Here is a 13250-nt window from a genome sequence, read left to right as displayed (position 1 = left end):
CATTCTTTGATACACGGAGGTTTCGACATGCGGCGCGTGGTGTTTAATCAAAAAGGTGGCGTAGGCAAATCCAGCATTGCCTGCAATCTGGCGGCGGTCAGCGCCAGCGAGGGCTATCGCACCCTATTGGTGGATCTCGATGCCCAGGCCAACTCCACTCAGTACCTGACCGGACTTACCGGCAATGACATCCCGATGGGCATTGCCGATTTTTTCAAGCAAACCCTGTCCTCCGGGCCGTTTTCCAAGAAAAACCAGGTCGATATCTACGAAACACCCTTCGATAACCTCCATGTCATTACCGCCACGGCAGAATTGGCGGACTTGCAGCCCAAGCTCGAGGCGAAACACAAGATCAACAAGCTGCGCAAGCTGCTGGAAGAGTTGTCCGAGGATTACGACAGGATCTACCTGGATACGCCCCCGGCTCTTAACTTCTATGCGGTATCGGCGCTGATTGCCGCCGATCGCGTGCTAATACCCTTCGATTGTGACAGCTTCTCGCGTCAGGCGCTTTATGGGTTATTGGCGGAGATCGAAGAGTTGAAGGAAGACCACAACGAGGGCCTGGAAGTAGAAGGCATTGTGGTCAACCAGTTCCAGGCCCGCGCGAGTCTGCCCCAGCAAATTCTTGACGAACTGATCGCTGAAGGGTTGCCGGTGCTGCCGGTATACCTGGGCACGTCGGTGCGGATGCGTGAGTCGCACCAGGCCAATACGCCGCTGATTCATCTGGACCCACGGCATAAGTTGACCCAGCAGTTTGTGGAGCTGCATAACCTGCTGGAAAACGCCTGACGATCAAAAAATCGCAGCCTTCGGCAGCTCCTGCAGGGTCCGAGATGGACCATAATTCTGTAGGAGCTGCCGAAGGCTGCGATCTTTTAGGCGGTGGTCAGATCCCCTGGCTACGCAACCAGCTCATCAACTGTGGCAACGCAAACGCACCGCTCTGGCGCGCCACTTCCCGCCCGTTCTTGAACAGAATCAAGCTGGGAATCGAGCGAATCCCCAGTTGAGCCGACAACGGCTGGTTGGCCTCGCTGTCCAGCTTGGCCAGCCGGCATTTGCCTGCCAACTGCGCGGCCGCCTGTTCGAACACCGGCGCAAATGACTTGCACGGGCCACACCAGTCAGCCCAGACGTCTACCAACAATGGCAAATCCCCCTTGATCTGGCTGGCGTAATCACCTTGCTTCAGTTCAAAAGGACTCTTCAACAGCACTGGCGCTTTGCAGCGACCGCATTTCGGCTGATCAGCCAGGCGCCCGGCTGGGATCCGATTGAGCCCGTTGCAATGGGGGCAGGGGATGAGCAGTGGTTCGGTCATGAGCAAGGATCCTGATAAGAAGCCGATTTTACAGATTTGGAGACGTTTACTCATGTTTTCAATCGTGCAGCGTTTTCCGGTGAAACCAGACCGATTCGAACCGGAGCAGACTTATTTGATGCGCGAGCACGCCCTGAGTCAGAGCTAACTGCCGGGTGTAGGAGCGCAGTCGGTCGTGTCGGAAATCCTGAGCGGCAAGCGTCAGCTCAACCTGCGGCAGGTCCGCTGGCTGGCTGAACGCTTCGCAGTGTCGGTCGAGACGTTTATCTGACAACCATCACGAAGAACAACTGATCTCCAGATGCTTGCCCCACTCTGGCGGCCGTTCGGCGTAGGCCTCCATCCCTGGCTGCTGCTCGAATGGATTGCTCAGCACCGCATGCAGTCGGCGGACTTCTGAATAGTCCCCGCTCTCGGCAGCATCGATGGCTTTCTGGGCCAGATAGTTGCGCAGGATATACAGCGGGTTCACCGCATGCATCCGTTGGCGGCGTTGTTCCAGATCGACCGTACCTTCGCGAGCAACCCGCGCGACATACAGCTCGGCCCAGGCATCGAAGCCCTTGATGTCGACAAAGTCATCGCGCAATCGGGCAACGGCCAGCGCCGGTGATTCATCGCCGAGGCGGCGGAAGAACAGGGTGTAGTCGACTGCGCTGTTCTGCATCAGTTGCAGCAGGTGCTCGAGCAGTTTCTGGTCATCGTCCTCGGCGGTGGTCAGGCCGAGCCGGCGGCGCATCAGGTCCAGGTAATGGGCCTGGTACAGCGGCAGGTACAGGCCGAGGGTTTCGCGCAGGGCCTCGACGCTGATGAACGGCGTCAGCGCCTGGGCCAGCGCGCTGAGGTTCCACTGCCCGATCGGCACCTGGTTGCTGAAGGAATAACGGCCCTGATCATCGGAGTGGTTGCAGATGAAGTTGGCATCGAAGTCATCCAGGAATGCGAAAGGCCCGAAGTCGAAGGTGATGCCCAGGATCGACATGTTATCGGTGTTCATCACCCCATGGCAGAAGCCGTAGGCCTGCCACTTGGCGATCAGCTCGGCATTGCGTTCGACGATCTCGCGAAACATCGCCAGGTAGGGTTCGGGCTGTTCCAGGCATTCGGGAAAGTGCATGGAGAGTACATGCTGGCCCAGCTCGTCCTGCTGTTCGGGACGCTTGGTGTAGTAGAAATACTCGAAATGCCCGAAGCGGATGTGGCTGGGTGACAGGCGCAGGACCATGGCCGCGCGTTCCTGCTTTTCGCGCCAGACCGGGGTGTCCGAGCCGATCACGCACAACGCGCGGGTCGTGGGAATGTTCAGGGCGTGCAGGGCTTCCGAGGCGAGGAATTCGCGGATCGAGGAACGCAGGACTGCGCGACCATCACCCATGCGCGAAAACGGCGTCTGGCCGGCGCCCTTGAGGTGCAGGTCCCAGTGCTCGCCGGCCTGGTTATAGACCTCGCCGAGCAATAGACCGCGACCGTCGCCCAGCTGGGGGTTGTAGGAGCCGAATTGATGGCCGGAATACACCATCGCCCTGGGCACTGCGTCGGCCCAGAGCTTGTGGCCACTGAACAGCTCGGCAAACTCCCGGGTCTGAGCTTCGGCCGGGTCGAGGTCGAGCAGCGCCATGGCAGAAGGGCTGGCCACCACCAGGCGTGGATTGTCGATCGGCTCGGGCAACACATGGGCAGAAAACGCGTCGCCCAAGCGGGCGAAGCGATTATCGAAGGTCAGTTCGTCGAGGGCTTTCACCGGCCATCTCCAGCAGAATGTCCGAGCATTCTGCTAGGGATAGACGGGTTAGTCGAGCTTGGCTGCAGGAGGTTCCTGCGGTGGTTTGCCATCGACCGGCGGCACAATGGTTTTGGCTTCCGGTTCAATCGGCACCATCTTGTATTCCTGGCCTTGGAGGTTCTTGAGGTAGACCTCCATCTGCCGGAACGAAATGTTGATGTGCTGCTTCTTGAACTCGCGATTGATGAAGCGGTTGACCTCGTCGAGCACCGGGTTGCGGTCGCCAAGGTCACGCACATGCATGCGCAACTCATGGTCGAGGGTGCTCTCGCCGAAGTTGAGGAAGTACACGTGGGGTTCGGGATCCTTCAGGACCCGCGGGTTTTCCCGGGCAGCCTTGAGCAGCAGCTCTTTGACCAGGTCCAGGTCCGAACCGTAGTCGACGCCAAGCTTGAGCGTCACCCGGGTGATGGTGTCCGTCAGGGACCAGTTGATCAGTTGGCCGGTAATGAACGTCTTGTTCGGGACGATGATGTCCTTGCGGTCGAAGTCGGTGATGGTTGTGGCGCGGATGCGGATCTTGCTCACCGTACCCGACAGGTTGCCGATGGTGATGGTGTCGCCAATCCGCACGGGACGTTCGAACAGGATCATGATGCCGGAGATGAAGTTGGCGAAGATCTCCTGCATACCAAAACCCAGGCCGACCGATAGCGCTGCCACCAGCCATTGCAATTTGTCCCAGCTCACGCCAAGGGTCGACAGGGTCGAGACGAAACCGACGCCTGCAATCACATAGGACAATAGCGTGGTCGTAGCGTAGGCACTGCCCTGCGCCAGGTTCAGCTTGGACAACACCAGCACTTCCAGCAGCCCTGGCAAGTTGCGGGCGAGGGCGAAGGTAATACCGATGATGATCAGTGCGCCGAGCATGTCGCCGATGCTGATCGGCACCATGCTCATGTTGGCGCCGGTGCCGCTGGTGTATTCGTAGAGGGTAATGTTGTCCAGATACGAGAACACGGTGATCAGGTCCGACCAGACCCAGTACAGCGCTGCCATGAACCCGCCCAGCAACGCCAGGCGGATCAGGCGCAGCGACTGTTCGTTGACCTTTTCGATGTCCAGTGTCGGCTCTTCGATCACCGCTTCGCCATCACCCGCTTCCCTGGCGGCCTGGCGCTTGGCCAGGGCGCGCTGATAGGCCAGGCGTCGGGCGGCAACGCTGAGGCCGCGCACGAACGTGGCTTCAATGACCAGCCAGAACATCAGCAGGTACAACGTGTTGATCAGCCGATCACTGAGTTTGAGCGCCGTGTAGTAATAGCCAAAGCACACCGCGACGAACAGCGCGATGGGCAGCGCGGTAAACAGGATGCCCACGGCCTTGCGGAACAGCGAGGCGTTCTGGTGAGTCGGGCTGCTGATCAGCAGGCGGCTGAGCAGCCAGGCCATCAGCGCATAACAGGTCAGCACCACCGGCATGCCCAGCACATCATCGGCCAGGGCCGCCGGTTGCAGCTCTGCGACTGCCACCACGGCAACCAGGGCCATCACGACCAAACCAAGTCGACGCACCCAGCCCTGCAGGAATTCGACCTGTGGCTTCTCCCAGCGGAAATGCAGTTCCGCCACGCCACCCGGGGCCAATATGCGGTAGGCGGTGTAGAACACCAGCCAGGCTTGCGCCATCTGCAACAGCGCCGCGCCCATATTGGCGTTCTGCCCGCGTGCGTCGATCTGCAGCGCCAGGCCGCAAAGGGCCAGGCCCAGTGACACCGGCATCGCCAGCAGGATGTTGATCAAAATGGCCTGCGGCGTGTGCCACTGGCTGTCACGCTTGAAGTGGCCGATGTCCTGGTGAACCTTGTTCAAACGGGCATACAGGCTCTTGCGGCGCCACAGCAGCGCGCCGATCAGCAACGCCAGGGGCAGGAACAGCAATGGTCGCTGGGTCAGCCCGTCGGACAGTTCGCTCAGGCTCGAAGCCCATGGCAGGGTGGTGACCTGGCGCTGCAGGCGCTCCGGCACGTCGTGCATCCATTCGAAGTCCAGCGGCTTGTTGCTTGGGATCCAGAACATCTGCTCGTCGAGGGTGGCGCGCAGGTTTTGCGCGGTACTCAGCAGTTGTTTCTGGTTGAGTTGCAGGGTAATGGATTCGTTGAGTACGGCGCTCAGTTCGCGGTTCAGCCGCTCCAGCAGGTCCGCCCGGGTATTGGCCAGTTCCAGCAGGCTCTTGCGCAACTGCGGGGTAACCTGTTCCGGCTGTTGGGTGGACAGCAGGTTGTCGACATAGATGGTCGGGTTGCTCAGCAGCTCCCGTTGCTGGCTGACATCAAACTGATACAGACGGATGTCGGCGATCTGGTCCGCAAGATCGCGGTCCAGCTTGAGCCGCGGCAAAGCCTGTTTCTGCTTGTAGAGGATTTTCGACAGCAGCAGGCTGCCCTTGAGCACGTTGATTTGCTCGTCCAGGGCCGAGTCGCTTTGGGTGACGCTGTCGAGTTGCTGTTTGGTCTGCAGGTTCTGCTGGGTGACGATGTTGAGGCGGTCGGTGGTTTTGAGCAGGTAGTCGGACAGCTTCAGGTTGATCGAGCTTTCCGTGGCCAGCAAACTGCTGCCCCCGGCTTTCTGTGCCTCGATGGACTGTTGCGTCACGGTCTCCTGGGACTGTGCCAGGCGCTTCTGGTTGATCAGGTTTTGCAGCTCCTGGATTTCCTGATCCAGGCGATCCGATTTCTCGGTAAGCAAGTCATGCTGGCTGTTGCCCAGGTCCTGCAACTGGCTGTTTCCCGCCAATTCCTGGCGACGCAGGGGGATCAGCGCGTTGAGTGCCGCAAGTTCGGCGTTGAGCTGGTCGCGCTGTTCGCCGCTCAAGGTTTTGCCCGCGTCCTTGCCGGCCTTGAGGATGTTGTTGATCTGCTGGATGCGGGTCTGGCTGGCGGAGATTTCTGCCTGGGCACGCTCGGGCCGGGTCTGGGCGGTGATGACCAGGCTGTTGGCATCGGCCAGGGCTTTTTGCAGATCGCTCTGTTGGGTAGAGCGCTCGGTGAGCATCTGCTCCAGCTGCTGGATCGACAGGTTGGCGAAGCGCTGCTCCACCGGCAGGACCTTGGTGCCCTTGAGACGCACCAGTTCGCGCTGGTTTTCTATGTTCTGCTTGGGCGCGGTAGCCAGCTGCTGCTTGAGCGCTGCCAGTTTCTGCTCGTAATCGCGCTGATTACCCAGCTGTGTCAGGGTGTTTTGCAGGATGCTCTGCAGGGCTTTCTGATCGGCTTCCGGCAGCTTGCGGTCGGCAATCTTGTCCAGGCTCGCCTGCACAGCTTCGCTGGTGGGCGGTTCGGCGGCTTGCAGCGTACCGATAGAGAGGCTCAAGCCCAGCAGGGCCATGAAGAAATAGGTGCGCAGGGTTGACATAGAGACCGATCGAAAGCTGGCGAAGTGTGGAGTTTAGAGGAAGAGTCCCGGACCCGGGCGACTTCCTTCGGGAAATCTGACGCCGACTTTGCCAATCTTGTTCCCGTCCATGACCGCGACGGTCCAGATGGTGTTGTTCCACTCCACCTGGTCACCCACTACTGGCGCACCGCCAACTTTTTGCGCGATGAAGCGGCCCAGGGACATGTCCGGATCGATGCCTTCGACCTTCAACCCGTACAGGGCAGCAACCGCAGCCAGCTGGGCATCTCCTTCGAGTACGAAGTCGCCGAAAAAGCGCAAATCAAGCCCCCGTTGCGGGGCCTGGCTGAAGAGTTTTCCAAGGGCCGGGAGGTTGTGTTCGTGGCCGATAACACAGAGTAAATCATCGACTTCGAGCACCGTACTACCCGACGGATGGAGCAGTTGCTGGCCACGGAACAGGGCCGCAATACGCGTGCCTTCGGGCATTTTCAACTCGCGAAGGGGCGAACCGATGCACCATTTCTCGGCCCCAAGGCGATAAACGAACAGCTCCCATTCGCTGGTTACATGCACTTCCAGCGCGGCCCGGGAAATCGGCAACGGCTCAGGCGGAACGGTGACCTTGAGCAACTTCGCCACCCAGGGCAGGCTCGTGCCCTGCACCAGCAGCGACACCAGCACGATAAAGAATGCGAGGTTGAAGTAGAGCTGGGCGTTGGGCAGGCCGGCCATCAGCGGGAACACCGCCAGGATGATCGGCACCGCGCCGCGCAGCCCCACCCAGGAGATAAAAGCTTTTTCGCGGCCGTGGAAGGCCTTGAATGGCAGCAGGCCAACCATCACCGACAGCGGCCGTGCGAACAGGATCATCCACAGCGCCAGGCCCAGGGCGGGCAAGGCGATTGGCAGCAGGTCGTGTGGCGTTACCAGCAGGCCCAGCACCAGGAACATCCCGATCTGCGCCAGCCACGCCATGCCGTCGAGCATGTGCAGGATGCCGTGACGGCTGCGCACCGGACGGTTGCCGATCACCAGGCCACACAGGTACACCGCGAGGAAGCCGCTGCCGTGCAGCGCGTTGGTCAGCGCGAACACCGCAAGCCCGCCAGCGATCACCAGGATCGGGTACAGGCCGTTGGCCAGGTTGATTCGGTTGACCAGCTGCAACATGACCCAGCCGCCACCCAGGCCAATGACGCCGCCAATGCCGAACTCGCGCACCAGATGCCCCAGCAGGTTCCAGTGCAGCCCGGTCTCGCCGCTGGCAAGCATGTCGATCAGGGTGACGGTGAGGAACACCGCCATCGGGTCGTTGCTGCCGGATTCGATCTCGAGGCTGGCACTGACCCGCTCGTTCAGGCCCTTGCCGCCCAGCAGCGAGAACACCGCCGCCGCATCGGTGGAACCGACGATGGCGCCAATCAGCAAGCCCTGGATCATGTTCAGGTCGAACAGCCAGGCGGCCGCCATGCCAGTCAAGCCAGTGGTGATCAACACCCCGACCGTGGCCAGGGACAATGCTGGCCATAAGGCCACGCGGAAACTGGACACCCTTGTTCGCAGGCCACCGTCGAGCAGGATGACGGCCAGTGCCAGGTTGCCGACCAGATAGGCTGTAGGGTAGTTATCGAAAATGATACCGGCGCCGTCGACACCGGCCGCCATGCCCACGGCCAGGATGATCACCAGGATAGGGATGCCCAGGCGCGACGAAAGTGAACTCACCAGAATGCTCGCACCTACCAGCAACGCGCCGATCAAGAACAGGCTGTTGATGGTCGTCGCATTCAAAGGCAGTACTCCAGGAAAGCTGAAAGGCGGGCACAAACTGACCATGCAGTCTGCGTGCCAGCGATTCTAACCTGTTGAAATGTGATGCTGTCAAAAAGCTTTTGCGGATCAATGCCCAACAGCTGAATTCGCCTTGGCGCAGCCCCCCGTGGGAGCTGGGAAGCCAGCTCCCACGGGGGGCTGCGTTTGCGTGTTAAAGGTGGAAGCGTCCCACCATTCCATTCAGATCCACCGCCAGGCGCGATAGCTCATTACTGGCCGCGCTGGTCTGGCTCGCCCCGGTTGCCGACTGCACCGACAGGTCCCGGATGTTCACCAGGTTGCGATCCACTTCCCGCGCCACCTGGGCCTGTTCTTCCGCCGCGCTGGCGATCACCAGGTTGCGCTCGTTGATCTCGACAATGGCATTGTTGATCGTCTCCAGGGACAGTCCGGCTCCGCGGGCAATGTTCAGGGTCGATTCGGCACGCTCGGTGCTGTTGCGCATCGAATTCACCGCATGCTCGGTACCGCTCTGGATGCTGCCGATCATGCGTTCGATTTCGCTGGTCGATTGCTGGGTGCGATGGGCCAGTGCACGAACTTCGTCCGCCACCACGGCAAAACCGCGACCGGCCTCGCCGGCACGGGCCGCTTCGATCGCCGCGTTCAGCGCCAGCAGGTTGGTCTGGTCAGCCAGCCCACGAATCACATCCAGGACTTTGCCGATATCCCGGGACTCGTTGGCCAGGTCGCCGATCAGGCTTGCGGTGCTCTGCACGTCGGCGCTCATGCGTTCAATGGCGCTGACGGTTTCCTGGACCAGGTCGCGGCCGTCGCCGGCAGAGGTCGTGGCGTTTTTCGACGCTTCGGAGGTGCTGACCGCGTTGCGCGCGACTTCTTCAACGGCGCTGGTCATTTCGTTCACGGCAGTGGCGGCCTGTTCGATTTCGTTGTTCTGCTGGGTCAGGCCGCGGGCGCTTTCATCGGTGACGCAGTTGAGCTCTTCAGCGGCGGAGGCCAGTTGAGTCGCCGAACCGGAAATTCGCTGCAACGTGTCGCGCAGTTTTTCCTGCATCTTCGACATGGCCAGCAACAGGCGGCCGGCTTCATCTTCGCCATCGACGGTGATCGGGCGAGTCAGGTTGCCCTCGGCGATGGCTTCGGCGGCTTCCAGGGCATTGGCGATCGGCTTGGTAATGCTGTTGGTCAACAACCAGGCGAACAGCAGCGTCAGGCCTGAGGCCAGGACCAGCAGCCCGACAACCAGGTTAAATGCCGAGGAGTACTGGTCGGCTGCCTCCTGGCTGGTTTCGGCGATCTGCTGGGTATTGATCTCCAGCAACCTGGCGAGTGCCGTGTTGACCGCCTCGGAATTGGCCAGCAATTCGGTGTTGAGCATTTTGCGCAGGTCTTCGACCTGATTGTTGCGCGACAGGCTCTTCATCTGCTCCTCAAGCTGACGGTATTGACCCAGCAGTTGCAGATACTGGTCATAGGCCGCCCGCTCGACCGGCCCGTCGATCAGCGGTTCATAAACCTTCTGCGTCGCGCGGATCTGCTGATGACGCAGCTCGAACAGCTCATAGGTTTTCTGCTGCACGTCAGGTTCGCGGTTAGTCAGCAAGCGGTAGGACAGGACCCGCAGGCGCAGCGTCAATTGCGTGAACTCGTCGAGGCTTTTCACGCTAGGCACGCTGGCGGAGGCGATGTCTTCGCCCGCCGCGCGGATCTTGCTCATCTGGTTCAAGGCAAACACCCCCAGAACCAGCATCAAACCGCCAATCAGGGCGAAACCGAGGAAGGCCCGCGGAGCGATATTCATATTACGAAGAGACATGGTGTGTACCGGGAAAGGCGCATCCATGCGGCGCTGAGACTGTCGTATGGAGGGCTTATCGGTCATAAGACTAAAGTCTTGAGTGCCTGTGCTTTTTTTGTCGCATCCACAGCACACACCCTGTAGGAGCGACCTCGCGATGGTCGTGAATGATGACGCGAGCATCCAGGTATGCGGTGGTCTTTCGTTCGTCGCGAGCAAGCTCGAGCCTGCAACAAGGGTTATCGACGAAGTGCAGGAACCAGATTCGCCAATCACAGTCTTTAAAGCTCGCGAGAAGGGTCGCCCGCCAGGAAAATCAAGGCCTTGCGCCTGAATAACCCTGGCATCCGTGGTGACTTTTCTTTATCGTACGCGCCCTTTGAAAATGCTTGGAAAATCAAAATGTTGGAAGCCTCCCTTAGCCAATTGGAACAGCTGGTCAGCGACCTGGTACAACAGAACCAGGCCCTGCTCGCCACGAACCAGACCCTGAGCGCAGAATTGGCCCAGGCCAAAGATGAAAACGAAAACCTGCAACTGAACCTGATGGAACAGGAAGAGAAACATGGCGCTACCGCAGCGCGTATCCAGGCCCTGGTTGAGCGTGTCAGCGCCGGCCCGGTCAGCGCATGAGTCAGGGCGCCTCAGGGGTAAAAGTCGTCTCCATCCTGGGGGAGGACTATTCGATCAGGGCGCCGGCCGGGGAGGAGCAGACCCTGCTGGACGCCGCCATGATGTTGAAGGCTGCACTGGCTGACACGAAGAAGAGGTACCCGACGCTGATCGGTGACCGGCTGCTCGTGCTGGCGGCGATGAACCTGTGCTCTCAGCAGATCGAGATGCGCAAGCAACACCAGCTCGAACTCGACCGTTATCAAGAGCAAGTCAGCGCCACGGTTGAAGTGATCGCCAAGACCATCAATCAAGCCTGATCGGCTTTGCGCACAACCAAAGAATAAATTGTCGATTGGTTTGTATACAATCGGCACGGCTGTTGCAGTGTTCCAGCCTCTTATTCTTTGGGGGTGCTCCATGCAGTTCTGGCGTCGCAGTATTCAATGGCAACTGATCCTGAGCATGGGTACCGCCCTGCTGGTCAGCGTGCTGATCGTGGTTGGCATTTATACCCTCGTGGTCAATCGTCTGGCCCAGAGTTATCTGGTCGAACAGGCGCTGCCGTCCAGTATCGAAGCGATGCGCAACGACATCGAACGCATCCTTGTTCAGCCGCTCACTGCCGCCAAGGATATCGCCAGCAACAGCATGGTGCGCGACTGGCTGGCGGGGGGTGAAAACAGTGCCCAGGCGCCGGGTTTTGTCAGCTACCTGGAAGGTATTCGCGCCGAGCACAAGGCCTTCACTGCATTGATAGTGGGCACCGGGTCCAGCCATTACTACACCGAGAAGGGCCTGGACCGCACGCTCAGCCGTGCCAACCCCAAGGACGCCTGGTTCTACTCATTTGTGGCAGCGATCAGGCGCGCACGCTCAATATCGACAATGACACCGCGACAGGAGAGCTGGCGCTGTTCATCGACCTCAAGGTCGAGCAGGCCGGTAAAGTCGTGGGCGTTGCAGGGCTTGGCCTGAGCATGAAGGAGCTTTCCGGGCTGATCCACAACTACAGCTTTGGTGCGCGCGGCAAGGTCTACCTGGTGCGTTCCGACGGCTTGATCCAGGTTCATCCCGAAGCTCGGTTCAGTGGCAAACGCACATTGGCCGAGCAGATGGGTGAGGCAGCCGCCCGGTCCGTCATGGGTCAAACAACGGCCACCAGCACTAACTTCATGCGCGAAGACGAAGATTTTCTGGCACTGAGCCTGCCCTTGAGGGATTTGGGCTGGACACTGGTGGCCGAAGTGCCACAGTCGCAGATCTACGCTGAAGCCCGCCGTGCCATGTGGATGAGTGGCGGCATTGGCCTCGCCGTCGCCCTGGTATGCCTGCTGTTGGTGGTATTGCTGGCCCGTGGCCTGGTGCGGCCGATCCGCCAGGTAACAGCGGCGCTGGTTGCCATCGGTAGCGGTGGTGGAGATTTGACTCACCGTCTGGACTCCAGCCGGGCCGATGAGCTCGGTGATCTGGCGCGGGGCTTCAATCGCTTCCTGGACAGCCAGCGCGACATGATCGGCGAGGTGCTGACGACCAGCGAGCGCCTGCGCACAGCTGTAGGTCAGGTTGCCAGGGTCGTGGACAATACCGCCGAGCGTTCCGGCCGCCAGCAGGAAATGACCGACATGGTCGCCACTGCCGTGCATGAGATGGGCCTGACCGTACAGGAAATCGCGCAGAACGCCGGTAACGCTGCCGTTGCGTCGCAAAGTGCACGGGACGAGGCGATGCAGGCGCGGGAAGTGGTGGGCGGGTCCATTCGTCATATCGAGAGCATGTCCGACGAAATTGGCCTCGCCGCGGCAGCTGTGGGTGAGCTGGCGCATCAGGTAGGGTCTATCGATCAGGTGTTGGCGGTGATTCGCGGGATTTCCGAGCAAACTAATCTGTTGGCGCTCAATGCTGCGATTGAAGCGGCTCGCGCTGGCGATATGGGGCGAGGGTTTGCGGTGGTGGCGGATGAGGTGCGCACGTTGGCCCGACGCACGCAGACGTCCACCGATGAGATCCAGCAGATGATCGGCAGCCTCAAGCAAGGCGCGGAGAATGCGGTGTCTTCGATGCATTCCGGACAGGCGGCCACCGGTACCGGCGTTGAGTCCAGCCAGCGTACCGGGGCCTCACTGACCGCCATTACTGGTCAGGTAGAACGAATCAGCGACATGAACCATCAGGTGGCGACGGCGACCGAAGAGCAGTCGGCGGTGACTGAAGAGATCAACCGCAACGTACAGGGCATTTCCGACCTGGCGCGGGCGACAGCGGGGGAGGTCAGGGCTTGCCGTGAGGATTGCCAGACGTTGCAGCGGTTGGCGGATGATCTAGCGCGGCAGATGGGCAGTTTCAAGCTGAGCTGATTAAGGCGGTGACTGGGTCGACGCCATCGCGAGCAAGCCCGCTCCCACAGGAATCTGTGTTGTTCACGGAGAGTGTGTTCAACACACAGATCCCATGGGAGCGGGCTTGAACTGGTCTAATAATTCCGGACACCTCTTAAGGGCGATATGATTTCGCCAACTTGGAGGTTCCATGAACGATAGAAAGGTCTATACCCGCGAGTTCAAGCTGCATGCTGCCAGCATGGTACTCGA

Annotated in this window: 8 protein-coding genes and 3 pseudogenes; 5 read left to right on the top strand and 6 right to left on the bottom strand. The window is 60.2% G+C overall.

The features are described from left to right. Positions 1–27: 27 nt before the first annotated feature. Positions 28–798 carry a ParA family protein gene (locus tag IMW75_RS18615; protein WP_205893430.1) on the top strand — a complete coding sequence of 257 codons (771 nt, stop codon included), beginning with the start codon at positions 28–30 and terminating at the stop codon, positions 796–798. A 97-nt stretch (positions 799–895) separates the two neighbouring features. On the opposite strand, the gene trxC is transcribed toward IMW75_RS18615, so the two are convergent. Next, entirely contained in the window at positions 896–1330 is a 435-nt protein-coding gene (gene trxC / locus IMW75_RS18610) for a thioredoxin TrxC (RefSeq protein WP_045061908.1), read from the bottom strand. A gap of 112 nt (positions 1331–1442) precedes the next feature. Here trxC and IMW75_RS18605 point away from each other — a divergent pair. Then, a pseudogene (locus IMW75_RS18605) lies at positions 1443–1601 on the top strand (transcriptional regulator); the annotation flags it as partial. A 6-nt stretch (positions 1602–1607) separates the two neighbouring features. Here the strand turns inward: IMW75_RS18605 and selO are convergent. The 5 genes and pseudogenes from selO to IMW75_RS27400 all read right to left on the bottom strand — a co-directional run. After that, complete coding sequence (gene selO / locus IMW75_RS18600; RefSeq protein WP_045061907.1) at positions 1608–3071, bottom strand: protein adenylyltransferase SelO; 1464 nt, start codon at positions 3069–3071, stop codon at positions 1608–1610. A 48-nt stretch (positions 3072–3119) separates the two neighbouring features. Beyond that, the gene (gene mscK, locus IMW75_RS18595; protein ID WP_205893429.1) at positions 3120–6470 is read right to left on the bottom strand and encodes a mechanosensitive channel MscK; all 3351 of its coding nucleotides are present in this window, start codon (positions 6468–6470) and stop codon (positions 3120–3122) included. A gap of 33 nt (positions 6471–6503) precedes the next feature. Beyond that, a complete protein-coding gene (locus IMW75_RS18590) occupies positions 6504–8246 on the bottom strand; it encodes a potassium/proton antiporter (protein WP_045061905.1) in 1743 nt (580 codons plus the stop codon). Between the two features lie 193 nt (positions 8247–8439). Beyond that, positions 8440–9303, bottom strand: coding sequence for a methyl-accepting chemotaxis protein (locus IMW75_RS27405; protein ID WP_414704658.1), 864 nt, complete (start codon positions 9301–9303; stop codon positions 8440–8442). Continuing rightward, a pseudogene (locus IMW75_RS27400) lies at positions 9295–10050 on the bottom strand (MCP four helix bundle domain-containing protein); the annotation flags it as partial. The gene IMW75_RS27405 and the pseudogene IMW75_RS27400, both read right to left, overlap by 9 nt. A gap of 399 nt (positions 10051–10449) precedes the next feature. Between IMW75_RS27400 and IMW75_RS18580 the strand changes: the two are divergent. From IMW75_RS18580 to IMW75_RS18570, 3 genes and pseudogenes are all read left to right on the top strand, one after another. Beyond that, positions 10450–10680 (top strand): hypothetical protein, encoded by a 231-nt coding sequence (locus IMW75_RS18580; protein WP_045061903.1) that lies wholly within the window; start codon positions 10450–10452, stop codon positions 10678–10680. Next, on the top strand, positions 10677–10979 hold the full coding sequence (locus IMW75_RS18575) for a cell division protein ZapA (protein ID WP_205893428.1): 303 nt from the start codon (positions 10677–10679) through the stop codon (positions 10977–10979). Before IMW75_RS18580 ends, IMW75_RS18575 begins: the two co-directional genes overlap by 4 nt. Before the next feature lie 100 nt (positions 10980–11079). Continuing rightward, positions 11080–13016 (top strand): annotated as a pseudogene (locus IMW75_RS18570) (methyl-accepting chemotaxis protein). The last annotated feature ends 234 nt before the right edge of the window (positions 13017–13250 follow it).

Origin of the sequence: Pseudomonas gregormendelii (genome assembly GCF_017114825.1) — a bacterium.
In the GTDB taxonomy this organism is placed as follows: domain Bacteria; phylum Pseudomonadota; class Gammaproteobacteria; order Pseudomonadales; family Pseudomonadaceae; genus Aquipseudomonas; species Aquipseudomonas gregormendelii.
Note: the sequence above shows the minus strand (reverse complement) of the source record. Positions and strands in the feature narration are given on the sequence as shown.